The following is a 23,958-nucleotide window of genomic DNA, read 5'->3' as shown; positions in this document are numbered from 1 at the left end:
TTCAGGCCACAGGCTGCAGCTGTTCGATCACCAGCTGCAGGCTTCGGCGACCGCGGTATTCGTTTACGTCAAGGCGATAGGCGGCCTCGAGCCATTCCTGCGCCGGATTCGGCCAGGCCCCGGTATCCACGTTAAAAGCGATGGCGTCGATCAGCTCATCACTGTCTGGCGGCATCAGCACGAGCTTGAGATGCCTTGCCCCCACCAGACGCTGCTGCACAATACGAAAACGACCGTCAAACACCGGCTCCGGAAAGTGTTGTCCCCAAGGCCCTGCAAAGCGCAGCGTGGTCGCCAGCTCAAGGCCGAAGTCCGGCGCACACAGCTCGCCATCGGACTCTATTACCACCTCCAGGTCGAGATCCCGGCCGTGATGTGCCACCTCGGCTACAAAAGCCTCAGCAAAGGCCTCGTAGTGCGCCCGCGGCAGGCTCAGGCCGGCGGCCATGGCATGGCCGCCAAAGCGACTGATCAGGCCAGGGCTGCGAGTGGCCACCGCGTCGAGAACATCGCGAATATGAATACCCCTGATGGAGCGCGCAGAGCCTTTCAGTTCATTGCCACCAGGTTCGGCATCGGCAAAAACAATAGTCGGGCGATGCAGGCGGTCCTTGATCCGTGAGGCAAGGATACCGATCACACCCTGGTGCCAGCCCGATTCGTACAGCGTAATACCCGCCGGCGTGGTGTTGATATCCTCATGCAATGGCAGGGTTGCCAGCAACGTTAGCGCTTCCTGCTGCATATCCTGCTCAATTACGCGTCGATCCAGGTTAAGCTGTTGCAACCTGTCTGCATAGCCGGTCGCGGTGGCCTCGGTTGCCAGCAAACACTCGATCCCTATCGACATATCCTCCAGCCGGCCGGCGGCGTTCAGGCGCGGACCGACAGCGAACCCCAGGTCCGACGCGACTACCGTAGCGGCATCGCGTCCGGCTATGGCCAACAGCGCATTGATGCCCGGGCGGGCGCGCCCGCTGCGGATGCGCTGCAGCCCCGCCGCCACCAGAATGCGGTTATTGCGGTCCAGTGGCACCACATCCGCCACGGTACCCAAAGCCACCAGATCAAGGCACTCCACCAGCGCCGGTTCCTGCAGGCCGCGCGCTGCAAACCAGCCGCGTTCACGCAATTCGGCCCGCAGTGCCAGCATCACGTAAAAAATGACACCCACTCCCGCAATAGCCTTGCTCTCGAAACCACAACCGGGCTGGTTGGGATTCACAATCACATCGGCTGCCGGCAATTGCGCGCCGGCCAGATGGTGATCTGTCACCAGGGTGTTAATCCCCAGCGCGCGAGCCGCTGCCACACCGTCAATACTGGAAATACCATTGTCGACCGTGATGATCAGGTCGGGCTGAAGCCCGCTGGCAAGGGCGACAATTTCCGGAGTAAGACCATAACCGTATTGAAAACGGTTGGGCACCAGGTAATGAACGTCCGTGGCGCCAAAGGCACGCAGCGCGGTGATACCCAGTGCGGTACTGGTGGCGCCATCCGCATCGAAGTCACCGATTATCAGGATGCGCTGCCCGGCAGCCAGGGCATCTGCCACCAGGACTGCCGCCTGCGAGGCCCCCTTCAGGGTCTGCGGCGCCAACAGTTCCCGAAAGGATAACTGCAGTTCTTCCGGCAACAGCACCCCGCGACTGCCATAGACCCTGGCCAACAATGGGTGGATCCCCGCTGCCACCAGGGCGGGAGCGGATTCAGGACGGCGGCGACGGATACTGCGAGTAGCGCCGGGCACCCTCAGGCGCTGAGATTGTTGGCCATGAAGGCCTGTACCGCGGACAACTCCAATGGCAGCACCTCAAAGCGCTCGGGACGGTCAAACAGGTCCGCCAGGTGCAGGGGCAACGCCGGTTCGGTATTGATACCGGACCGGGTAATCGCCTGCGGGAACTTCGCCGCATGCGCGGTGGCAAGGGTAACCACCGGAATGTCGGCACTCAGGCCCGAGGCCAGCGCCGCCTTGACCCCGATGGCGCTGTGGGGATCAAGCAGATATTCGCACTCGTTCCAGGTGGCCGCAATCTGCGCGCAGGTCTCTTCGTCGGGCACTCGATAGCTGCTGAACAGATTCCTCGCCCGGCCCATCGCCTTATCCGAGAGATGGACATCGCCGTGCTCGAACTCGCGCATTAATGCCGCTATGGCATCACCATCGCGGTCGTAGAGATCAAACAGGAGGCGCTCAAAGTTACTGGACACAGTGATATCCATACTCGGAGACAAGCTGTATTGAAGCGCCTGACGACCATAGGTGGACGTTGTCATGACTCGGTGCAGCACGTCATTGCGATTGGTGGCAATAATGAGCTGCGCCACCGGCAAGCCCATTTCACGCGCCAGGTAACCGGCAAAGATATCCCCGAAATTGCCGGTTGGCACGGAGAACGCCACCGGTCGCATGGGTGCGCCCAAAGCGACAGCGGCATAAAAATAATACACGATCTGGGCCATGATCCTGGCCCAGTTAATGGAATTGACCGCAACCAGGCTGCGATCAGAGGGCAGGAAACTGCGGTCACCAAAACTGGCCTTGACCATTGCCTGGCAATCGTCAAAATTACCCTGCACCGCCAGGTTGTGGATATTATCACCGGTTACCGTGGTCATTTGCCGACGCTGCACGTCCGACACACGCTCGTGAGGGTGCAGAATGAAGATGTCGATATTCTTACAGCGCTTGCAGCCTTCAATAGCCGCAGAACCCGTATCACCGGAGGTCGCCCCCATGATCACCACTTTCTGGTGCCGACGCTCCAATACGTAGTCCAGCAGCCGACCCAGCAATTGCAGGGCGAAATCCTTGAACGCCAGGGTGGGACCATGGAACAGCTCCAGCACCCACTGGTTATGACCGATCTGGGTCAGGGGTGCAACCGCATTGTGGCGGAATACGGCATAGGTATCGGCGATGATCTGCTGCAAATCAGCAGCGGGAATTGCATCGCCTACAAAGGGCTCGATAATCCGCTGGGCCAATTGCGGATAATCCATCGACGCCATTTCGATAATGTCTTCGTGGCTGAATCGAGGCAGGGTTTCAGGTACGTAAAGGCCGCCGTCTGACGCCAGACCAGTGAGTAACACCTGTTCAAAATCCAGAGCCGGGGCCTGGCCCCGCGTACTGATATATTTCATGATAGCCTGCCTGTTAGCCGTCCAGAACTTCTACCCGGATGCGAGTAACCCTGCCCGCAACACTGTCCAATTCTTCAATCTGTTGTACCGCAATATCAACCTTGCCCTGGGGTGCCCGGTTGGTGAGCACAATCAACGGTACCCGTGTCTGTCCCGCCTGGGGCGCTTTCTGGATCAGCGCTTCAATGCTGATTCCCTGATCACTGAAAATGGTCGCGATGCGGGACAGAACCCCGGGGCGGTCATCAGCTTCCATACGCAGGTACCAGGATGTTTCCACTTCAGCCATCGGTACAATCGGCAGATCCTGCAGTGACTCGTGACAGAATGACAAGGATGGCACCCGGCTGATCTGGCCGGCACTGAGATCACGGGCCAGATCGACAAGATCAGCTACCACCGCAGATGCTGTGGGTTTGCCACCGGCACCGGCGCCATAATACAGGGTCGAACCGACGGCACTGCCTTCGACCAACACCGCATTTTTAACGCCGTTGACATTAGCCAGTAACCGGTCCGCGGGAATCAGCGTCGGGTGCACTCGCAGTTCCACACCCCGATCGCCCTGCTTGGCGATTCCCAGGTGCTTGATCCGGTATCCCAGCTCCTCGGCATAACGTAAATCCTGGGGCGTCACCCCGGTAATGCCCTCAGTATAGACTGAGGAAAACTGCAGGGGGATACCAAAGGCCAGGGAAGCCAGGATAACCAGCTTATGCGCGGCATCAATGCCCTCCACGTCAAAGGTCGGGTCCGCCTCCGCATAACCCAGTGCCTGGGCTTCCGCCAGCACATCGGCAAATTCCCGCCCATGATCGCGCATTTCACTAAGAATGAAATTGCCGGTACCGTTGATGATACCCGCCAGCCACTCGATGCGATTACCCGCCAAGCCTTCACGCAGCGCCTTTATGATCGGGATACCACCTGCCACCGCGGCCTCGTAGCGCACTGCCACATTATATTCGGCTGCCAGCGCAAACAGTTCATTACCGAATTCGGCAATCAGGGCCTTGTTGGCCGTAACCACATGTTTGCCGGCGCGTATGGCTGTCTCAATCAGCTCGCGAGCGACCGTGGTGCCACCAATAAGCTCAACCAGTACGTCGACTTCGGGGTCCGTCGCAACGGCGAAAATATCGCGACTCACCCGTACACCGGTGAGGTCACAGGCGGGGTTATCGCGCCTTGCACCCACATGCACAACCAACACCGGCGCCTGGGCCCGCGCCGCAATTTCGCCGGCATTTTCCCGCAACACATTGAAGGTGCCGCTGCCGACGGTACCCAGGCCACAAATCCCTATTCTGACTGCTTGCAAGTTAATACTGATTGCCTCCGGTAGCTGGATAATAGTGTGATCACGCGAATCAGGCGTGGCCATCACTTCTGAACATGCGCCTGATATTGCGCAGGGCCTGGCGAGTACGATGCTCGTTTTCGATCAGGCCAAAGCGCACGTAGCCCTCTCCGTATTCACCAAAACCGACTCCGGGCGATACCGCCACCTGGGCTTCCTGCAGCAGTTTCTTGCTGAACTCAAGAGAGCCCAGCTCGCGGTAGCATTCCGGAAGCCGGGCCCAGACAAACATCGTCGCCCGCGGCGGTGTTACCGGCCAACCGAGCGCATTAAGGCCATTACAGAGTACATCGCGGCGCAACTTGTACATGGCCGTAATTTCACTTACGCAGGTCTGGTCGCCTTCCAGAGCCGCTATCGCTGCCACCTGGATCGGGGTAAACATGCCGTAATCAAGGTAGGACTTCATCCGTCCCAGTGCGCCTACCAACTGGCTGTTTCCGCAGCAGAAGCCTACGCGCCACCCCGGCATGTTATAGCTTTTTGACATGCTGAAAAATTCCACCGCGACTTCGCGGGCGCCCTCAACCTGGAGGATTGACGGCGCCACATAGCCGTCAAAACACAGGTCCGCATAGGCGAAATCCTGTACCACCCAGATCTTGTGTTCCCGGGCTACGGCGATGACACGCTCAAAGAAATCCAGTTCTACCACCTGCCCGGTAGGATTGGAGGGGAAACTCAGGACCAGCATCTTGGGCCGTGGCCAGCTGGTGCGAATAGCGTTTTCCAGTTCCTCGAAGAACCCGGCCTCATCACCCATCGGTACGTGGCGGATATCCGCACCGGAAATCACAAAACCATAGGGGTGAATGGGATAGGCGGGATTGGGTACCAATATGGTATCGCCGGGTCCGGTGGTGGCCAGGGCCAGATGCGCAAGACCCTCCTTGGAACCCAGGGTTACAATAGCCTCGGATTCGGGGTCCAGGGTGACGTTATAGCGACGCTGATACCAGTCACAGATTGCCTTGCGCAACCGAGGAATGCCCTTTGACTGGGAATAGCGATGGGTATCACCGCGACGAGCGGTTTCCACCATCTTGTCGACAATGTGGTCGGGGGTTCGCTGGTCGGGATTGCCCATGCCAAAATCAATGATGTCCTCTCCCGCGGCACGGGCCTTTTGTTTCAGGTCACCAATAATATTAAACACATAGGGGGGGAGGCGCTGAATGCGCTGAAACTGGTCTTCCACGGCGTCGAAACTCGATTGCGCGCCCCTTTTGGGTCGCTTGCTAAAAAGGGGCAAACAGTACTGAGTCCGCCCGTTACTGTCAACGGACGGACGCCGGAGAGTGGTTAATCCAGGCCCAGGGTAGACATTAATTCTTCTGCGGACTGATAACCGGGAATCATCTGGCCCGACGCCGTGATAATTGCAGGGGTACCGCGCACACCCAGTGCCTGGCCAAGCTCGTACTGGCTCGCGACAGGATTGCTCTTACAGACATTATCGGCGAGCGACGCCCCTTCTTTCATCCGGGTAAGGGTACTGCCGGGCTCTGCTGCACACCATGCCGTGGCCAGCTTGCGGAAACCGTCCGAGGCCAGCCCCGCACGCGGATAAGCCAGGTAACGCACCTCTACACCGCGCTTGTTAAGCTCTGGCACCTCGCGATGAAGTTTCTGGCAATAAAAACAGGTGATGTCAGTGAATACCGTAATGTGGGAGCGCGTGACCCCTTCTGCCGGGAACACGATCATGCTGTCACGCTCTACCTTGGCGATCTCGTCGGCGCGCATGCCATCGCGACGTTTTTCGGCGAGATTAACGTAACCCGAAGGCCCCACCGTAAACATGTCACCCACTATGAAGTAGTCGCCGCTGGCGGGAGCATATACCAGTGGTCCCTCCTTGAACTGGACCGCATACATCCCCTCTATCTCGCTGGTTTCAACGCTCGCAATACTCAGGTTTACACTGGGAACCTCAAGACTCTTGCGCAGTTTGTCGGCGATCTCTTTTTCGGCAGGTTCGCCGGCGTAACCGCCGTTTACGGCCAATCCTGCACACAGGGCCAACATGGCAGCGAAAATTCGGGTTGTCATAGGGTGTCCTCTGGTTTGCGCGACCGGGGTCGCCGATTGTGATGCTGCCGGGACTGATTGGAGCTCACCGGCTGGCTTAAGTTCCTCAGCCACGCGGATGATGTCGGGCATGTAGTTCCTGCATCCGTTGTTTTGCTACATGGGTATAGATCTGCGTGGTGGTGAGATCACTGTGTCCCAGAAGCATCTGCACTACACGCAGATCAGCCCCATGGTTCAGCAAATGGGTCGCAAATGCATGCCGCAAGGTGTGCGGAGACAGCGGCTTGCCAATCTCTGCACGACGGGCGTAGATTTTAATACGATACCAGAAGGTCTGGCGAGTCATCTGTGTTCCGCGGCGGCTGGGAAAGAGCACATCGCTGGGCAAATCCTTGAGCAGTTCCGCCCGCGGCCCCGCCATATAGCCTTTCAGCCAACTCAACGCCTCCTCCCCCATGGGCACCAGACGCTCTTTGCTGCCCTTGCCGAATACCCGCAACACACCCTGGTTGAAGCTGACCTGTACCAGCTGCAAACTGGTGAGTTCGGACACTCGCAAGCCGCAGGCATAAAGCAACTCCAGCATGGCGCGATCACGAAACTCCAGTGCCAGGGTCACGTCCGGCGCCTCCAGAAGTCGCTCCACATCCTGCTCGGAGAGGGATTTTGGCAATGGCCGGCCAAGCCTGGGGCTGTCCACGTCAAGGGTCGGGTCCACCTGCAGCCGCCCCTCCCTCAGCAAAAAACGGTAAAAACTGCGGACGCAGGACATGAACCGAGCCGTTGAACGTGGTGATTGGCCCTGCTGGAGACGCACCCCCAGATACGCCTGTAACTCGCCACGGCCGGCACCAAGAATGCTGGTATCCGCAGTTGCCAGCCACTCGTGATACTGACGCAGGTCGCGACGATAGGCACTCAGCGTGTTATCACTCAAGCCGCGCTCCATCCACATCGCATCGATGTAATGTTCAATATCAGGATGATCAGAGCGGATGCCGGACATTGTGTAACACTACCATGTAATGGCCCCCGCCCAGAGCAGAATTGCACACAAAAAAAAGCGGCCACAGGGGCCGCTTCCAGAAGCCTTCCGCTGGGTGCTAGCGAGCTGTCAGCTTTTCCTTGATACGCGCAGCCTTGCCGGACAGTTCGCGCAGATAGTAGAGCTTGGCTTGACGCACATCACCGCGACGCTTGACGTTGACGCTGTCAATAACCGGACTGTAAGCCTGGAACGTACGCTCAACGCCCACACCGTGGGAGATCTTGCGCACCGTGAACGCAGAGTTCAAGCCACGATTACGCTTGGCGATGCACACACCTTCAAAGGCCTGCAGGCGCTCGCGGGTGCCTTCTTTTACTTTAACCTGAACGACCACGGTATCACCGGGGCTGAACTCAGGCAGTTCCTTTTGCATCTGTTCAGCATCAAGCTGAGAGATAATCTTGTTGGTGCTCATGGTGCGCTCCTGTCATTTCCCATGCATAGCTTCACAGCTAGCGAATCAACTTAAACTCTGTTCCTGGCAGTACAGCGCCAGCAATTCTTTTTCCTCGGGCGTCATCGCCCTGTCCCGCAGCAGGTCCGGGCGCCGCTCCAGCGTTTTGCCCAGTGCCTGTTTCAGGCGCCAACGGCGGATCTTCTCGTGATCACCGCTGAGCAGGACTTCCGGCACTCCCCGCCCCTGATACTCTTCAGGACGAGTGTAGTGCGGACAATCCAGCAATCCGTTAGCGAAGGAATCTTCCTGCGCCGACAATTCATGCCCGAGCACACCAGGCAACTGACGAATCACCGCATCGATGACCACCATGGCGGCCAGCTCACCGCCGCTCAATACGTAGTCGCCTATGGAGAGCTGTTCATCAACTTCGCTCTCTATAAGGCGCTCATCCACGCCCTCGTAACGGCCGGCGACCAGTATCAGGGCCGGTAGTTGCGCCAGTGCCACCGCTCTGCGATGGTCAAATCGCTGCCCCTGGGAGACAGGTACACAACGTGTGCATCCGCCGCCACCTGCTCCCGAGCCGCCGCTATCGCGCGCTGCAGGGGCTCGATCTTCATCACCATCCCCGGACCACCACCAAAGGGGCGGTCATCCACCGTGCGATGGCGGTCTTCCGTAAAATCCCGGGGGTTACAGTGGCCAAGGCCAACCACCCCCTGCTGCATTGCGCGACCGGTTATACCGTAATCGCTCACTGCGCTGAACATTTCAGGAAACAGGCTTACCACTGCTATCCGCATGTCGCCCTCCTGTCCCGCCATCAACCGCTGCCTAGTCCTCCAGGCACCAATCCACTTCTATTCTTGCCGCATCCTTGTCAACCCGTGTCACCGTTGAACCGGGCAGCCATGGTACAAGCCGCTCTCGCTCGTCAACACTGCCTTCGCAGGGCTTGATGACGAGGACATCATTGGCACCTGTATCAATCAGGTAATCTACGGTACCCAGCAGGACGTACCCGCCATTCTCGACACACCAGACCTGCATACCCTGCAGTTCACGCCAGTAGTAATCGCCTTCCTCAAGCGCGGGCAGCGCACTGCCTGCTACACTGACCTCGAGACCCTGGTAAGTCTCTGCCAGATTGCGGTCGTCAACGCCCTCAATGTGGGCAACCAGGCCCTTGCCCTGGCGGCGACCCGCGTCGAACCTGATATTCTCCAGGCCCGCACGCCGCTCGATCATCCACTCGCCGTAGTCGAGGAAATTTTCCATCGGCTCGGTGTAGGAGTGAATTTTCACCCAACCCTTGATCCCGTAGCAGCCGGTAATCCGGCCGATGACGAGACGCTCACTGACAACGGGCTCATTCATTACACCCGTGCCGGATCAGGCCGCGCTCGCTTCCTGGGCACCAGCTTCCTGGGCGCGAGCTTCCTTGACCAGGGTGGCCACGCGATCAGACAGCTGCGCGCCCTGGCCCTGCCAGTAGACAATGCGCTCTACATCAACACGCAAACGCGCTTCCTGGCCCCGGGCAACCGGGTTAAAGAAACCCACCCGCTCAATAAAGCGGCCATCCCTGGACTTGCGGCTGTCAGTGACAGTCAGATGATAAAATGGGCGCTTCTTTGCACCACCACGAGAAAGACGAATTGTTACCATATTCCGTAATTTCCTGAAAATGAGTCGGGATCTGCGGCCAAGCAACCGCAACATCCACAGCAAGTACCTGCAGCTCGGCCGCAAAGGTGGCGTATCATACGGAAATTACCCCGGCTTTAAAAGCCCCGCCCCGGGGAAATTTCATTATATTCCGGGCCGCGATCAACATATGCGGCGCCACTAACAAGACGATTAACGGAATGGGGAACCGCCACCCCCGGGACCGCCGCCCGGGGGCAACATGCCCCCCATGCCACGCATCATTTTTTCCATGCCGCCGCCCTTCATCTTTTTCATCATTTTCTGCATTTGCTTATGCTGTTTCAGCAGGCGATTAAGATCCTGAACCTCGGTACCTGAGCCCCGCGTAATGCGCCGCTTGCGGGAGCCGACAATCAGGTCCGGATTGCGCCGCTCCTTGACCGTCATTGAGTTAATCATGGCCTCCATGCGGGAAAACATCTTGGTATCCATATTCTGCTGCGCCGCCTGCGCCAGATTGCCCATCCCGGGCAACTTGTCCAGCATGCTGGTGATACCGCCCATGTTGTTCATCTGCTGCAGCTGATCACGGAAGTCTTCAAGGTCAAACCGCCCGCCCTTCCTGACCTTGCGCGCCAGACGCTCCGCTTTCTGTTTATCAACCTTCTGTTCCGCTTCCTCGATAAGAGACAGCACATCCCCCATCCCCAGGATCCGCGATGCCAGGCGGTCGGGGTGAAACGGGTCCAGGGCCTGGGTTTTCTCGCCCACGCCAAGAAACTTGATGGGCTTGCCGGTAACAGAGCGTACCGATAGTGCAGCACCGCCGCGGCTATCGGCATCAATCTTGGTTAAAATGACGCCGGTCAGGGGCAGCGCCTCATCAAAGGCCTTGGCGGTAGTGGCGGCATCCTGGCCGGTCATGGCATCGACCACGAACAAGGTCTCAACCGGTTGGGCAATACGATGCAAGTCGGCGATTTCCGCCATCATCGACTCATCTATGGCCAATCGGCCTGCGGTATCAATGATCAGTACGTCACTGAACCGTATTCTGGCGTGCTCCATAGCGCCACGGACGATATCTGCGGGCTTCTGGTCAGGCTGGCTGGGAAAGAAATCAGCACCCACTTCGGCAGCCAACGTCTCCAGCTGCTTGATTGCTGCAGGGCGGTATACATCCGCACTCACTACAGTAACCTTCTTCTTGTCCCGCTCCCTGAGCAGCCGCGCCAGCTTGGCAACAGACGTGGTCTTGCCCGCGCCCTGCAGGCCCGCCATCAGAATGACTGCCGGGGGCTGTACTGCAAGGTTCAGCCCCTCATTGGCTGTACCCATCACCGACTCGAGCTCGGCCTGTACAATTTTCAGGAATGCCTGCCCCGGGCTGAGGCTTTTTAAAACTTCCTGCCCCAGCGCGCGCTGCTTTACGGCCTCGACAAACTCCTTTACTACCGGCAGCGCAACATCGGCTTCCAGCAGGGCCATGCGCACTTCGCGCAGGGTCTCCTGAATATTGTCCTCAGTGAGGCGTGCTTTGCCGGCAACGGCGCGCAGGCTGTGGGAAAGGCGATCAGAAAGGCTTTCGAACATGGGAAGGGTCTCGACAAACGCAGGAGCTATTGATTATGAACAGACAAATCGGTACAACTAGGCGTAGTATACGTCACCCGGGCCCAACCCCCAAACCATGCCACTATTGCCGCTAGCCATTATTGCCGCGCTGCTATACCTGTCTGCTGCAGGTATGCATTTGCTGCATATCCTGCAACGCCAGCCGAAGCTGAGCCCTGCCGTACTCACCATGGGCGCCATAGCGCTGGCTTGTCATGGGCTGGTCGCGTGGTTCAGCATCTTTGATGAACATGCCGTCCACCTGGGCTTTTACAAGATTTCCGCGCTGATTTCTTTTGTGATCAATGTTGCCTGTATTGCCTGGCTGGTACGGCGCCCGCTGCAAAACCTGCTGGTGGTGTTACTGCCATTGTCAGCGGCAGCGGTGCTGGTCTCCGCCTTTGCACCACATACCGGCACTACCCCGGAAGATATCGATAGTGGCCTGCTGGTACATATAGCCTCATCGGTACTGGCCTATGCAGTGCTGACGCTCGCCGCCGCACAGGCCGGCCTGGTCGCTATACAGGACCATCAGTTAAAAAGACATCACGCCACCGGCATTGTCACCTTTCTGCCGCCCCTGCAATTGATGGAAACCATGCTGTTTGAGCTGCTTTGGGCCGGCGTACTGCTGCTGACTGTGGCCATAGCGTCGGGATTCCTGTTCCTGGACGATATTTTTGCCCAGCACCTGGTACATAAAACCGTGCTTACCCTCATTGCCTGGGTGATTTACTCCACCTTACTGTGGGGACACTACCAGCTGGGCTGGCGCAGCCAGACTGCGGTACGCTTTACCCTCGGCGGCTTCGCCCTGCTCATCCTGGCGTTCTTTGGCTCCAAACTGGTACTGGAACTGGTTTTACAGCGCAGCTGAAGCTGATGTAATCAGGCGTTGACGGGGGTTGCCCCGGGGCCGGTTTTTCTTCAAGATACGCCACATACTCACACCACAGGTTCGCCCTTGCTTTGAACGAAGCACCGCTGGGTCTCTTATACTCAGTCCTGGTAGTCCTCATTCTGCTTTCCGGTTTCTTCTCAAGTTCCGAGACCGGAATGATGTCTCTCAACCGCTACCGGCTGAAACACCTCAGGAAACAGAAGCACCGCGGCGCCCGACGAGTCGGCCAGCTGCTGGAGCGCCCTGACCGACTGATCGGGCTTATCCTGATCGGCAATAACCTGGTTAATATCCTGGCGTCCGCCATCGCCACCGTAATCGCCATCCGGTTGTGGGGCGACGCCGGCATCGCTATCGCCACCATAACGCTTACCCTGGTTATCCTTATTTTCGCGGAAATCACGCCGAAGACCATCGCTGCCCTGCACCCGGAGCGTATAGCCTTCCCTGCCAGCGTCGTGTTGTTGCCGCTGATGAAGGTCATGTACCCGGTGGTGTGGCTGATAAACACCGTTACCAACGGCCTGCTCGGCCTGCTCGGCGTTGACCCGGCAGCAGCCAAGGAAGAGCATGTATCCTCCGACGAGTTGCGCACCATTGTCACCGAGGCCGGCGCCCTTATTCCCGCCCGCCACCGCGGCATGCTGCTGAACATCCTCGATCTGGAAGAAGTCTCGGTCGATGACGTGATGGTACCGCGCAACGAAGTCTATGGTATTGACCTGGACGACAGCGACGACGACATCCTGCGCTGCCTGCAGGCGAGCTCCCACACCCGGTTACCGGTATGGCGCGACGACATCAACGATATCGTCGGGGTTCTGCACATGCGCAACATCAGCCGTGTTATCGACAAACAGGGCCTGGATCGCGGCGCCCTGGAACGGGAAATGGACAAGCCCTATTTCATCCCCGAAAGTACGCCGCTGCACACTCAGCTGCTGCACTTCCAGAAAAACAAGCTGCGCCTCGCCATTGTGGTTGACGAATATGGCGAGGTAATGGGCATTGTCGCGCTGGAGGATATTCTCGAGGAGATTGTCGGGGAATTCACCTCCAAGATGACCGACGGCAGCGACAGTATCTTCGCCCAGCGCGACGGCAGCTACATCATAGCCGGCAATGCGAACCTTCGGGATGTTAACAAGGCACTGAACTGGGATTTGCCAACCGATGGCCCCAAAACCCTGAGCGGGCTTATTCTGGAGCATCTGGAGTCCTTCCCGGATGGCAACGCAGGACTGGTTATTGCCGGATACCGAATGGAGATTCTGGAATTACAGGGTAACGTTGTACAGTCGGTAAGGGTTTCACTGACCAAGAACAAAAGTAAAAATCGACGCTAGCAGCCAGCGTCCTACAGCCACACACCACCATCTTCCAGCCGCCGTTCGCGAGCCCGCGACAGAATGTCCCGCTTCTCTTCCTGTGTCGCCATGAACCAGTCGGTAATTTCCGCAGCATTACGGTAACAGCCCAGGCAGACATCTTCATCGTTCAGCAGGCATACCGATATACAGGGCGAAGAGGGCTCCCTGTTTTCCTTCCCGGCGGCTTTTTCATCACTCATGTCTGCTCCTTCAGGCTTTCGTTATAAGCGGCGGCATTGCTTATATAATGTCCCGCATTCAGCGCCAGCCCCGCTTGCTGCTCCTCGCTGAGCTGGCGGCGGATCTTGGCCGGGGCGCCCAGCACCAGGCTGCCATCGGGTATTTCCATACCCTCGGTTACCAGCGCACCGGCGCCAATCAGGCAATTCCTGCCTATTTTAGCGCCATTGAGCACCACTGCCGCGATGCCCACCAGGCTACCGTCACCCACCGTGCAGCCATGCAACATCGCCTTGTGACCCACGGTAACATTATCGCCGACCAGCGTCGGGAAACCGGGGTCCGCATGCAACACCGCACCGTCCTGGATATTGCTGCCCGCACCCACTTCGATACGTTCGGCATCACCCCGCAACACGCAGCTGAACCAGACACTGCTGCGATCCCCAAGAGTTACCCTGCCGATAACGGCTGCGTTGGGGGCGATGAAATGGCCCGTCCCCTGGAGGGTTACATGATGTTCGCCAAGACTGTATTTCACGTTTTACTCTCCTTGTGTAGTGGTAGTTCAAGGCCCGCTTGCAAACCGATATTGGCCAGTTGCGCCAACACCCTGGCGGTTATCCCCCAGACCGTGCCGTTATCCAGCTGATAGTGGGGCACCGACTGCTCCTGTACACCATCGTGCATGCGTTCAATACGGTAACGCGCATGCTCGGCAAATACCGACAGCGGTGCCATGAAGACAGTATCAAACTCGGCAGGGTCAACTCGCAAAGGTGGTGGCGTCTCCACGCGCACAATGCACGGGTGCACCACAAATCCGGAGCGGGTGACCAGGGAGGCCAACTCACCCAGTGGCTGCACCGCGGTTTGCGGCCAGCCTATCTCTTCTTCCGCCTCGCGCAGAGCCGTATCCCAAGGGGTGGCATCCGCAGGCTCACGCTTGCCGCCCGGGAATGCGATCTCGCCGGGATGCAGTTTCAGGTGCAGGGCGCGACGGCCAAGTACTACCCTGGGCGATGCCTCCTGCGTCAGCACCACCAGCACGGCAGCCTGCCTGCCGGACCCCGTCCACGGTGCGCGCTGCATACCCAGCCCTTCTTGCAGGCGAACAAGACACTGCGCGGCATCAACCCGCCCAGGCATGGTCAGACACCTTCGGCCTGGGCGGAATGGAAGTCAGCCGCAAACGCCTCCAGTCGACCCTGCTCGATAGCCATACGGATGCCGGCCATATGATTCTGGTAGAACCGCAGATTGTGAATGGTATTGAGCTGGGAACCAAGAATCTCGTTACATTTGTCCAGATGGTGCAGATAGGCGCGGCTGAAATTCTCGCAGGTATAGCAGTCACAACGTTCATCCAGTGGCAGCGTACTGGTCTTGTGGCGGGCATTACGCAGCTTGAGTATTCCCCGCGAAGTGAAAATAAAACCGTTGCGCGCATTGCGGGTCGGCATCACACAGTCGAACATATCAATACCGCGGCGCACACCCTCCAGCAGATCCGCCGGCGTCCCAACTCCCATAAGGTAGCGCGGCTTGTGCTCGGGCAGTAGTGGCTGCAGGCCGTCCAATACTGCAACCATCTCATCCTTGGGCTCGCCCACCGACAAACCACCGATGGCATAGCCGTCAAAACCGATGGCTTCCAGCCCCGCCAGCGATTGTTCGCGCAGACCCTGGTACATGCCGCCCTGAACAATACCGAACAACGCTGATGGGCTGTTGCCGTGGGCCGCTTTACTGCGAGCGGCCCAGCGCAGGGACAGCTCCATGGAGGCACGCGCCTCCGGTTCGGTGGCAGGATAAGGTGTGCATTCATCAAAGATCATCACAATATCCGAGCCCAGGCTGCGCTGGATAGCCATTGAAGTCTCCGGGTCCAGGAACACCGGCGCGCCATCCACAGGCGAGCGGAACTTGACACCCTGCTCCGTGATCTTGCGCATGGCACCCAGGCTGAATACCTGGAAGCCGCCGGAATCCGTCAGGATCGGACCATCCCAGCCCATGAAATCATGCAGGTCACCGTGGCGCTCAATAATATCGGTGCCTGGCCGCAGCCATAAATGAAACGTGTTGCCGAGGATGATCTCTGCGCCAATGGCGCGAATGTCCCGCGGCAACATGCCCTTGACCGTGCCATAAGTGCCCACCGGCATGAAAGCGGGCGTCTCGACGCTACCCCGGGGAAACTGCAGGCGGCCGCGCCGGGCGGCGCCATCACTGGCGGTGCGCTCGAAGGTCATGTGACAGGCTTGATTCATCGCTGCTCCAGGGCATCGGGGCTGGGGGTGATGAACATCGCATCACCATAACTGAAAAACCGGTAGCGCTGCGCAATAGCCTCGCGATAAGCCGTTGCTATGGCTTCGCGGCCGGCAAAGGCGCTCACCAGCATCAGCAGGGTTGACTCGGACAAATGAAAGTTGGTGATCATCGCATCCACTACCCGGAACCGGTAGCCGGGATAGATGAAGATATCAGTATCACCCGTGAGTGGCGCGACCTTACCCCCACCACAGGCCGCCGATTCCAGCGAGCGCACCGCGGTTGTGCCCACCGCGACTACCCTGCCGCCACGGTTTCGGGTCGCCGCGACCGCGGCACACAGCGCCTCGTCAACCTCAAGGTATTCCGAGTGCATCTGGTGCTCTTCAATACGCTCAACGCGCACCGGCTGAAAGGTACCGGCGCCCACATGTAGGGTCACCGTCGCGCGCTCAATACCTTTTGCCTGCAGCTCTGCCAGCAGGGCATCGGTAAAATGAAGGCCCGCGGTAGGTGCTGCAACGGCTCCCTCGCGCTCGGCATAGACCGTCTGGTAGCGGGACTGGTCAATCACTTCATCGGCGCGCTGAATATAGGGTGGCAGCGGCATATGGCCGATGGCTCCCAGAATCGTCGGCAGCGCCACACCCTCAGGTGCTCGCAGGGCGAACAGTGCGCCCTCGCGTCCGCTGACCTCAAGCTGCCAGGGCCCCGGTTCATCGCCCTCGGCTGCGGTAAGAAAAATTCGGGTACCGGGCCTGGGTGACTTGCTACTGCGAATATGAGCCAAAGCAGTGGAGGTACCCGTCAAACGCTCGATCAGGATCTCCACCCGACCACCGGTTTCCTTCTGGCCCCACAAGCGAGCGGGAATCACCCGGGTATTGTTGAATACCAGCAGGTCTCCGGGATCAAGGCAGGAGGGCAAATCGGTAAATTGCAGGTGGCGCAGCGCACCCGTGGCACCATCCAGGGACAACAAACGGCTGGCACTGCGCTCCGCAAGCGGATGCTGGGCTATCAGCTCTGGGGGAAGGTGGTACTTGAAATCACTGAGTTTCATTGTAAAAAAGCCGGCCTGAAGCCGGCTCTCGACCCTTTGGCGGCCGACTTATTTGTCGTCTTCGCTCGGGACTGCTGCTTCGACTTCAGCTTCCTCGGCAACAGGTTCTGCCTCGGCTTCAGCGGCAGGCTCTTCCGCTGCGGCTTCTTCAACCGGCGCGGGCTCGGGTGCCTTGGGCGCAGGCGCCTTGACCAGGCCTTCGGCGGTCAGGATAGCTACTTTCTCGTCGCCATTAACCGCTTTCTTGTTGGCGTCCTTGACGGCATAACGCTCGTCACCACGCTGGAAAATACTGTAATCAGCGGTCTTTTTAACCAATTTCATTGCCACGATCTTTTCTCCTTCGATACTCAGAAATTCGGCCCCGGGAGGGGCGCGGGATATCGGCAGGCAACGTTAAAGAGCCGGCCGGCGACAAGTCTACAGCGAAACAGCTGCCGGGTTAAGGAAAATCATTGCAGTTTGGGGCCCGGTTGCTATAATCGCGCGCTCTCCAGGGGTGCCCCGCGCACTCCGTATCCCCTCTGCCGGAGTGGTGAAATTGGTAGACACGTCGGATTCAAAATTCTCAAGCGATTTTGTATCCCAAGGGGAAAATAGTAAGATTACAGCTGTGCCAGAGTGATGAAATTGGTAGACATGATGGATTCAAAATCCATTGCCTTAACGGGCGTGCCGGTTCGAGTCCGGCCTCTGGTACCACCTCCCCCCTCGTATAAACGCAACGGATTATTTCCTACCCCATACCCCGGATAGAGCCTCTGGGATACACCTGGGATACAAAAAGGAGTAATCTGAAGAAATATACGGGACGCCGTCGACGACACTTTGCCGGCTAAACCACGTGTATTGTCAAAGTTAAAAAGTGCGATTTCCTACATTCTTGACATATCTCAGCATGAGCTGATAAACAATTGACGACTTTCTTTAATTTCTAATAGCCTTACAGTCGTGGACGTTCAAATCCTCTTCTGGACAGCGTTTATAAACATATCGGAAGACCATGAGAGACCATCTAAGGCATCGGCTATTAAATAACTTTTCGTTTAAGGCACGCTGGATACTAGCCAGCGACCAATTGGTTAAAAGCCATTAACGCTTGTGTTCTTATCTTCATGAATTTATTACGTTTTTCAAGGACGAGCTCCCCACGCTTTCGCCAGCTTCACCGTATTTTCGACCCTATTTTCTCTACTTCTCAGGCGTTTACGGTGGCAATTGTGGGGAAGATCACAGGCCTCTATACCCCACAAACCGGCCCGTTATGCCAGCGTTAGCACTCTATAGAGATCGAGTATGATATTTTTGCTTCGCTGCGCTCACAACTCAAAACTATGCTTCTGCTTGGGGGCGCTAATCTCCGCTCCCGGCACAAACCGGCGACCTGCTCGACATGAATACTGTGCCAGGAGGTAGAGAAGGCAGATGCCACACATCGGCGTGGTCAAGACAAGATTTTGGCGTGGGCACGACGGTACTGCGATGGTGTTTTTGCCATCTGTTTTTTAAATTGAAAACCCAGATGGCTAGAGCTGGAAAAACCAGTCCTCAAAGCTATCTCCTCCACCTCCAGTAAACTTGAGCGCAACAATTCAGCCGCTCTATCTATTCGTCTCTCCAATAGAAACCTATGCGGAGAAACGTTATAAGTTGCGAGAAACGCTCTGCTGAAGTGGGCTGGTGAAAGCTTTACCCTTTCAGCAAGTTCCTCTACCAATATGGGGCTGCTTAGGCGGCTTTGAATAAACTCCTCTAGCTTTCTTTGCTTAAACCCAGGCAATCCACCGGCTGCGTGAGTATTATTACTGCAGTTTTTTGAAAAGGGCTCTGTGCCAAGATAACGATCAAGACAGTACTGACGCATCGCATCTAAAACGGGTTCAACAAAGTTCCCACGGCCTTCTGACTCCCTCAAAACATAATCCGCAGTCCGAGCTATCTGGTATAAAACCGGATCCCTAAAAGGTGTTGCCATTGGTACACCCTTGTCTGTGCAAAGTCGCTTGGAAGTCTCTTCATCTAGGTAGACGTGAAGCATCTCAAAACGACCGTCAAGGACCCAATCGGTCGCCTCTGAGGCTCTCAAGACGACCGTCGTTCCTGGTGCGAAACCGCGCCACACGGTGCCACCGTTGCGCACTCGCTCCATACGGGCGTCGCCCCTCAGAGATACAGCCAAAATCGTATTCTTGTGACCAGCGAACGTCTGACACCTAGGGGAGTGCTCCCAAAGAGCGGCTGAAAGCCCACCCGATTCTCGCTGCTCGTACTTTGCAATTGGATGTTTTTCAGTAAACCGAGACACAGCGTCTAGAGTTTCGGTCAAAACTTCCATTTCATTATATGTTGACATATTAAAACCATCACATCTTTGAGGCGTACGTGAACTAAACCCCTAATTATTATTGTGCGCCTGCTACTCTCAACGCACGAGCTACTTCTCGCTCTCCTTCAACTGAAGTTCCCGGCGAATAGACGGCCTTTTAACGAGCACTCTTGAATTTGACATAACCCAGCTTTTCGGTCAAGGCCTCGGTTCCGTCTAACTACAGCGGAAAGTGGCCCCTGTTAATTTAAAAAAACAGCATAACTGAGCGGTCTTTTATCGCCAGTTAATCTAAATAGCTCGTCATATGGGAAACCGTAACCATGTTGAACTGGTTGGTCGAGCAGGGAATGCTAATCGGTTAGCCGAACTGGTGCGCACTGGCTCCCGGCAACTCCACCAGCAGACTGTCGGGGTGGATGTCACTGGGTGTCTGGCATCAGGATGCTGGACGTATGGAGTACGGGTGTGTGCACAAGGGTCACCTGTCGAATGGGGAGTGCAAACTGGCATCGTCCCAGTAAAGTACGGCTTCCCAGACTCAGGGCAAAGATCGGAGAGCCCGTCGTGTTCCGCTCCACATTGGTGCCGTCCTGTGTGCGCAAGGTCCATCACCCGAAGCGCCGCCGGCAGGGCTCTATCTGAAACGGGGTCGCCGCCAGTAACATGAGCGTGGCGCTTGAGGCGCTGTTTAGCCCCGAAGCTTTGGTTTTGTCTCTATGCGTCCAATGATCAGCTTACCATCATATAAGGTTCCGGCCCAAAGCTTCAGAATTCGTGCAGTGGTGAGGCGTCCATCCCTTTAATTTCTTTCGAAGAAGCACACGGACAAGACGACCTCACCACCTAGACCTTTTAAGCCTCTCCATACTAAATATGGGCTTAAAGACTGATGATGGATTGGTCGCCGTGAGCGGGAGATAGACTTACCTCAAGTTCGGCAGAATGCGTCTCTCAATAAGGTCTTCTAGCCAATATTTAAACATCTCCTCCGTATCTTGAACCATGCTAAATCCAGCTTGTCGCAGTTTGATTGTACTGACGAAAGCCGGCGGCGGCGGCTCATCTGCCCCGGTTGCAAAGCAAAAATCCGCATAGTGGTGGGATTCCCCAAGCAAATCCATTAAAGATGTCTTTCTTAATCCGTGCTTTTCGGTAATAGCGTCCCAAGTATGCACGTGATCTTCAAAGAACGAACTCATAAGCTTTGAAGAATCGGGACCCACCTTTACGCCCAGCACGCTGGCGCAGCTGGGCCAAAGGTTACGCCACTCAAAAACATCGCCGTTCGTGACATTGAAGTGTTCGCCGGATGCGGCCGGCGTTTCACCGGCCCAAAGAATGACTTCCGCTAACAAACGAGCATCCACGGCCTCCCATACATAGGATGGCCCCCCCGGAAAACCGAATGGCTCGCCGAGCTCGTTGCAAATCGCGGCGTATGCACCAATCACGGGTGCTAGATTCATCGCGACCCCTGTTGTAGCGCCGATTATGAGTTGCGGGCGTAGTATGGTGAAATCAAAGCCAAACTCATTAGACGCTTCTCGAATGTAGTCCTCCTGGAGCCAATAGAAATTGTCGTGTTGATCCCGACTTGCGTTTTCCTTGGCAGGAATAGGCATGGGATGAAGATGTATCCCATACGCCTTGGTTCCCTGTAGTAGCGTGATATGTTTGAAGACTTCTGAGTTAGAGACAAGCGGCCTAACCACATTCTGAAGCATACTCAGGTTTGTTTGCATCTGTTCCGGGTCGGTCCATCCTTCGATCAATCCGGGCTTTTCATACAAGGCTGCGTAAACAACGTGTGTCACTCCCGACAGAGAAGAAAAGGCTTTTTCTGCTTGTTCGCTATCCCGTAGATCCACTGAAATATGGCGGAAATCACGGTTGGACTTTACCTCTGGCTGTCTACGTGAAACGGTGATTATCTCGCACTCAGGATCTGCAAGAAAGGACTCAACAGCCGAGCAACCAACCACTCCGCTAGCACCAATTATCAATACGGTTTTCTTCACAATCTTCTCCAGTTCATAGATTGACGATTTAGATAGGGCTAATCTCTTTTTAGAAAGTTTTAGTCGAATATCTTATTTAGGGAAAACTACTGCCATCGATAGGACACAGTCACTCCATATGATCGTGGATACCCGGCAAACCTCACCAAGGCATCGCCGAATTCCCTCGTAACCTGTCGCCAGTAATATTCATCTGTGAGATTCTTACCCCAGGCCCGTATACCCCAGTTTCCAGCATCGATGCCGGCTCGCATGTCGAGGAGTGCATAACTGTCAACCTCCAGTTCCGGAAGTTCGCCAAAGCCAGCATAGGTATCGTCCTGATAAGAGATCAGAGCCCCAACATAGCCTATCATCCCTGATGAGAAGGTATGCTCGTAGGAGGCATCAACAGACCCTTGCCATTCAGGTGCATGCGGGAAAGACTCACCGGTGAAGTTCTGTTGCTGACCCAGATAGTTAAAGTTTGTAAAATCCCCCTTTATCTCACTATCGGAGTAACTAACACCCGCTCGAAGAGTAAGCCCCTCTGTTACCAGGGCTGTGGCAAACATTTCAAACCCCTTTACCTCGGATTCCGGGACATTTACGAGGGCTCCTAGCGGACCAAAAACGGGATCAAGTACAGAACCACGAATTTGTTTATCTTCGTAGTCATAGAAGAATACTGCGCCATTCAATTGAACTCTGCTAGAGAACAGCGAGGACTTCACACCTAATTCATAGGCCAGGAGTGACTCTTGCACAGCGGGGATTAGTTGGAGCGAACGTGCCGTCGCGGCGGTTGGAAAACTCCCGGCTTTGTAGCCTTTGGAGACATTACCGTAGAACATCGTGCCGTCCGTTGCCTGCCACTTCGATCCGAGCCGCCAAGAAAAATTATCCTCGTCTAGGCTATCATAGACGTACCCAGGCGCGAAATCTGGTGGCTCGTTTGTGGTCCCACAACCCCCCGGTCCAGCGTCAACTCCTGGTCCCTGTGTCGTATCTGGAAAAGATGAGTTTACGAACGGATCTCCGGTAATCAAAAGATTTTGAATGCCTTGCGATATCGTGGACCAGGAACCATCTCCACCATCCTGACCGCAGCCAATGAAGTCGCGTTTCTGATCTGTATATCGAGCACCTGCGTGAAACGTAAAATCTCCGACGGGATATTCCATGTTACCAAAGACGGCCCACGTCTCAACGTCCTGATCACTCAACGGTCGGGTTGGACCGAGTTTTAAGCCGAAAATCTGACTGCTTGAAGAGTCTGAATAGGATTGCAGAAAGGTGTCAACGGTATCGTCCAATTGGAAGTTGGCGCCGGCTACCCAGTTAGCTCCATTTTCCTGCAGTCCTGATATGCGTATTTCCTGGTAGTAGGTATCAATCTCGCCCATTTGAACGGATTCATAATTGCGGAATGTCGTGCCATCGCTTTCCACCGGCTGAAATCTGTCGAACTTCTGATAGGAGGTCAAGGAGGTCAAGAGGATCGTTGGACTTAGGTCGACCTCTAAACGGATATTCGAGTGCATGTAATCATTATCTGCTGCTAGAGAAACACACCCCTCCGGGTCTTCCGTTGGAGAGTTATTTATACAGCTACTCCAATCGGCTTCACGATTTTCCGACCCTGCTTTTGGAAAATTCAGGAACCCCGGATCCAGGGGGGTCTGCGCATTCTGAACCACGGCTTGGAAAAACTGTGGAGCAGGGGTATCAGATTTGTCTTGTCCGTAGGTCACAGTTCCTAGAACACGGACTTTTTCGGTCGGATCCCAGGCTGCGGAAAAACGAGCTAAAGAGAAGTCGCGATCGCCTAGCTCGTTATCGGTTGTGGTACTTTTTTGCCAGCCGTCACTTTTAATAATTTTTCCTGCCAGCCGAAACGACAAACTGTCCGATACAGGAATGTTTACGTGGCCATCAAAATCGACCGTTCCAAATCTCGCATAGCCGAGTTCGACCTCTGCGCCAAATTCATCAGAGGGCTTATTTGCAATATAGTTGATAGCCCCCCCCGTTGCGTTGTTTCCGAAGAGAATACCCTGCGGACCTTTGAGTATTTCTGTACGACTGATATCAAGGTTGGCATAACCTGATAAGATCGAATAGGGCACAGGCATTTCATCGACATAAACACTTACGGTCGGACTGGCTGCTAAGGATGTGTCCTGAAAACCAACGCCCCTTATCGTGTAGATTGGAGTCCCGTATGTCGAAACGGTTGCATGAAACCCAGGCACCACCTTCTGCAAATCATCCATACTATCTAGATCGAGCCTATTGATATATTCCTCTCCCAGAGCGGTCACGGACATCGCTACCTCGTTAATATTCTCCGACCTCTTTTGGGCAGTCACTATGACTTCTTCCAGCATCATCTCCGCTGCATAGCCCACCGGAACAATAGTTAGCAGACCCGCAGCGGCAATAACTTGCGGCATGGCTTTTCTCTTAGTCATTTATTTCTCCTTGATATTAATGTAGAAGATTTTTTATTCCTTAATAATCGTAAAAAACCAATGGGTTCTACCCCGCTTTTACGGACACTTCAAAGAAGCCCATAA

Annotated in this window: 21 protein-coding genes, 1 tRNA gene and 1 pseudogene; 3 read left to right on the top strand and 20 right to left on the bottom strand. The window is 56.0% G+C overall.

The genetic code is table 11. The features are described from left to right. Position 1 precedes the first annotated feature (1 nt). The 11 genes and pseudogenes from recJ to ffh form a co-directional block, all read right to left on the bottom strand. On the bottom strand, positions 2 to 1,753 hold the full coding sequence (gene recJ, locus CWI75_RS16415) for a single-stranded-DNA-specific exonuclease RecJ (protein ID WP_101522617.1): 1,752 nt from the start codon (positions 1,751 to 1,753) through the stop codon (positions 2 to 4). A gap of 2 nt (positions 1,754 to 1,755) precedes the next feature. Then, a complete protein-coding gene (gene thrC / locus CWI75_RS16410; protein WP_101522616.1) occupies positions 1,756 to 3,153 on the bottom strand; it encodes a threonine synthase in 1,398 nt (465 codons plus the stop codon). Positions 3,154 to 3,166: 13 nt separating this feature from the next. Further along, the gene (locus tag CWI75_RS16405; RefSeq protein ID WP_241521274.1) at positions 3,167 to 4,474 is read right to left on the bottom strand and encodes a homoserine dehydrogenase; all 1,308 of its coding nucleotides are present in this window, start codon (positions 4,472 to 4,474) and stop codon (positions 3,167 to 3,169) included. Between the two features lie 49 nt (positions 4,475 to 4,523). Then, positions 4,524 to 5,711, bottom strand: a complete 1,188-nt coding sequence (alaC, locus tag CWI75_RS16400) for an alanine transaminase (protein WP_101522614.1) — start codon at positions 5,709 to 5,711, stop codon at positions 4,524 to 4,526. 104 nt (positions 5,712 to 5,815) lie between these two features. Next, positions 5,816 to 6,565: a DsbC family protein gene (locus tag CWI75_RS16395; protein WP_101522613.1), complete on the bottom strand. Its 750-nt coding sequence runs from the start codon at positions 6,563 to 6,565 to the stop codon at positions 5,816 to 5,818. Between the two features lie 85 nt (positions 6,566 to 6,650). Next, the gene (xerD, locus tag CWI75_RS16390; protein WP_101522612.1) at positions 6,651 to 7,553 is read right to left on the bottom strand and encodes a site-specific tyrosine recombinase XerD; all 903 of its coding nucleotides are present in this window, start codon (positions 7,551 to 7,553) and stop codon (positions 6,651 to 6,653) included. A 97-nt stretch (positions 7,554 to 7,650) separates the two neighbouring features. Next, positions 7,651 to 8,010 (bottom strand): 50S ribosomal protein L19, encoded by a 360-nt coding sequence (rplS, locus tag CWI75_RS16385; RefSeq protein WP_101522611.1) that lies wholly within the window; start codon positions 8,008 to 8,010, stop codon positions 7,651 to 7,653. A 45-nt stretch (positions 8,011 to 8,055) separates the two neighbouring features. Continuing rightward, positions 8,056 to 8,765, bottom strand: a pseudogene (gene trmD, locus CWI75_RS16380) (tRNA (guanosine(37)-N1)-methyltransferase TrmD). 64 nt (positions 8,766 to 8,829) lie between these two features. Beyond that, entirely contained in the window at positions 8,830 to 9,372 is a 543-nt protein-coding gene (gene rimM / locus CWI75_RS16375) for a ribosome maturation factor RimM (protein ID WP_101522610.1), read from the bottom strand. 15 nt (positions 9,373 to 9,387) lie between these two features. After that, positions 9,388 to 9,663: a 30S ribosomal protein S16 gene (gene rpsP, locus CWI75_RS16370; protein WP_101522609.1), complete on the bottom strand. Its 276-nt coding sequence runs from the start codon at positions 9,661 to 9,663 to the stop codon at positions 9,388 to 9,390. Positions 9,664 to 9,855: 192 nt separating this feature from the next. Further along, complete coding sequence (ffh, locus tag CWI75_RS16365) at positions 9,856 to 11,238, bottom strand: signal recognition particle protein (protein ID WP_101522608.1); 1,383 nt, start codon at positions 11,236 to 11,238, stop codon at positions 9,856 to 9,858. Between the two features lie 97 nt (positions 11,239 to 11,335). Here ffh and CWI75_RS16360 point away from each other — a divergent pair, with 97 nt between their 5' ends. Together CWI75_RS16360 and CWI75_RS16355 are read left to right on the top strand one after the other, a co-directional pair. After that, positions 11,336 to 12,139 (top strand): cytochrome C assembly family protein, encoded by an 804-nt coding sequence (locus tag CWI75_RS16360; protein ID WP_101522607.1) that lies wholly within the window; start codon positions 11,336 to 11,338, stop codon positions 12,137 to 12,139. 92 nt (positions 12,140 to 12,231) lie between these two features. After that, complete coding sequence (locus CWI75_RS16355) at positions 12,232 to 13,509, top strand: HlyC/CorC family transporter (RefSeq protein ID WP_101522606.1); 1,278 nt, start codon at positions 12,232 to 12,234, stop codon at positions 13,507 to 13,509. A gap of 11 nt (positions 13,510 to 13,520) precedes the next feature. Here the strand turns inward: CWI75_RS16355 and CWI75_RS16350 are convergent, their stop codons facing one another. The 6 genes from CWI75_RS16350 to CWI75_RS16325 are packed head-to-tail and all read right to left on the bottom strand — an operon-like array spanning position 13,521 to position 17,377. Continuing rightward, entirely contained in the window at positions 13,521 to 13,733 is a 213-nt protein-coding gene (locus CWI75_RS16350; RefSeq protein ID WP_101522605.1) for a DUF1289 domain-containing protein, read from the bottom strand. Next, complete coding sequence (locus tag CWI75_RS16345; protein ID WP_101522604.1) at positions 13,730 to 14,254, bottom strand: gamma carbonic anhydrase family protein; 525 nt, start codon at positions 14,252 to 14,254, stop codon at positions 13,730 to 13,732. Before CWI75_RS16345 ends, CWI75_RS16350 begins: the two co-directional genes overlap by 4 nt. Next, positions 14,251 to 14,862: an NUDIX hydrolase gene (locus CWI75_RS16340; protein WP_101522603.1), complete on the bottom strand. Its 612-nt coding sequence runs from the start codon at positions 14,860 to 14,862 to the stop codon at positions 14,251 to 14,253. Before CWI75_RS16340 ends, CWI75_RS16345 begins: the two co-directional genes overlap by 4 nt. A gap of 2 nt (positions 14,863 to 14,864) precedes the next feature. Further along, positions 14,865 to 15,968, bottom strand: a complete 1,104-nt coding sequence (gene tgt, locus CWI75_RS16335; RefSeq protein ID WP_101522690.1) for a tRNA guanosine(34) transglycosylase Tgt — start codon at positions 15,966 to 15,968, stop codon at positions 14,865 to 14,867. A 14-nt stretch (positions 15,969 to 15,982) separates the two neighbouring features. Then, complete coding sequence (queA, locus tag CWI75_RS16330; RefSeq protein WP_101522602.1) at positions 15,983 to 17,053, bottom strand: tRNA preQ1(34) S-adenosylmethionine ribosyltransferase-isomerase QueA; 1,071 nt, start codon at positions 17,051 to 17,053, stop codon at positions 15,983 to 15,985. A 48-nt stretch (positions 17,054 to 17,101) separates the two neighbouring features. Continuing rightward, positions 17,102 to 17,377, bottom strand: a complete 276-nt coding sequence (locus tag CWI75_RS16325) for a hypothetical protein (RefSeq protein WP_101522601.1) — start codon at positions 17,375 to 17,377, stop codon at positions 17,102 to 17,104. A 291-nt stretch (positions 17,378 to 17,668) separates the two neighbouring features. On the opposite strand from CWI75_RS16325, the gene CWI75_RS16320 reads away from it, so the two are divergent. Further along, a tRNA-Leu gene (locus tag CWI75_RS16320) sits at positions 17,669 to 17,755 on the top strand. A gap of 742 nt (positions 17,756 to 18,497) precedes the next feature. Here CWI75_RS16320 and CWI75_RS18455 read toward each other — a convergent pair. From CWI75_RS18455 to CWI75_RS16305, 3 genes are all read right to left on the bottom strand, one after another. Further along, positions 18,498 to 19,028, bottom strand: a complete 531-nt coding sequence (locus tag CWI75_RS18455) for a helix-turn-helix domain-containing protein (RefSeq protein WP_162300115.1) — start codon at positions 19,026 to 19,028, stop codon at positions 18,498 to 18,500. Positions 19,029 to 20,305: 1,277 nt separating this feature from the next. Beyond that, positions 20,306 to 21,400 (bottom strand): SDR family oxidoreductase, encoded by a 1,095-nt coding sequence (locus CWI75_RS16310; protein WP_101522599.1) that lies wholly within the window; start codon positions 21,398 to 21,400, stop codon positions 20,306 to 20,308. A gap of 86 nt (positions 21,401 to 21,486) precedes the next feature. Beyond that, positions 21,487 to 23,853 carry a TonB-dependent receptor gene (locus CWI75_RS16305; RefSeq protein WP_101522598.1) on the bottom strand — a complete coding sequence of 789 codons (2,367 nt, stop codon included), beginning with the start codon at positions 23,851 to 23,853 and terminating at the stop codon, positions 21,487 to 21,489. Positions 23,854 to 23,958 lie beyond the last annotated feature (105 nt).

This window comes from Kineobactrum sediminis (assembly GCF_002868715.1).
Classification (GTDB): Bacteria; Pseudomonadota; Gammaproteobacteria; order Pseudomonadales; family Halieaceae; genus Kineobactrum; species Kineobactrum sediminis.
The sequence above is the reverse complement of the archived record's forward strand: the minus strand, read 5'-3'. Positions and strand labels throughout refer to the sequence as shown.

Coding starts and splice junctions, on each gene's coding strand:
- thrC (WP_101522616.1), bottom strand. CDS start 3,153: ATGAAATATATCAGTACGCGGGGCCAGGCCCCGGCTCTGGATTTTGAA.
- CWI75_RS16395 (WP_101522613.1), bottom strand. CDS start 6,565: ATGACAACCCGAATTTTCGCTGCCATGTTGGCCCTGTGTGCAGGATTG.
- xerD (WP_101522612.1), bottom strand. CDS start 7,553: ATGTCCGGCATCCGCTCTGATCATCCTGATATTGAACATTACATCGAT.
- rplS (WP_101522611.1), bottom strand. CDS start 8,010: ATGAGCACCAACAAGATTATCTCTCAGCTTGATGCTGAACAGATGCAA.
- rimM (WP_101522610.1), bottom strand. CDS start 9,372: ATGAATGAGCCCGTTGTCAGTGAGCGTCTCGTCATCGGCCGGATTACC.
- rpsP (WP_101522609.1), bottom strand. CDS start 9,663: ATGGTAACAATTCGTCTTTCTCGTGGTGGTGCAAAGAAGCGCCCATTT.
- ffh (WP_101522608.1), bottom strand. CDS start 11,238: ATGTTCGAAAGCCTTTCTGATCGCCTTTCCCACAGCCTGCGCGCCGTT.
- CWI75_RS16360 (WP_101522607.1), top strand. CDS start 11,336: ATGCCACTATTGCCGCTAGCCATTATTGCCGCGCTGCTATACCTGTCT.
- CWI75_RS16350 (WP_101522605.1), bottom strand. CDS start 13,733: ATGAGTGATGAAAAAGCCGCCGGGAAGGAAAACAGGGAGCCCTCTTCG.
- CWI75_RS16340 (WP_101522603.1), bottom strand. CDS start 14,862: ATGCCTGGGCGGGTTGATGCCGCGCAGTGTCTTGTTCGCCTGCAAGAA.
- tgt (WP_101522690.1), bottom strand. CDS start 15,968: ATGACCTTCGAGCGCACCGCCAGTGATGGCGCCGCCCGGCGCGGCCGC.
- queA (WP_101522602.1), bottom strand. CDS start 17,053: ATGAAACTCAGTGATTTCAAGTACCACCTTCCCCCAGAGCTGATAGCC.
- CWI75_RS16325 (WP_101522601.1), bottom strand. CDS start 17,377: ATGAAATTGGTTAAAAAGACCGCTGATTACAGTATTTTCCAGCGTGGT.
- CWI75_RS18455 (WP_162300115.1), bottom strand. CDS start 19,028: ATGGCAACACCTTTTAGGGATCCGGTTTTATACCAGATAGCTCGGACT.
- CWI75_RS16305 (WP_101522598.1), bottom strand. CDS start 23,853: ATGACTAAGAGAAAAGCCATGCCGCAAGTTATTGCCGCTGCGGGTCTG.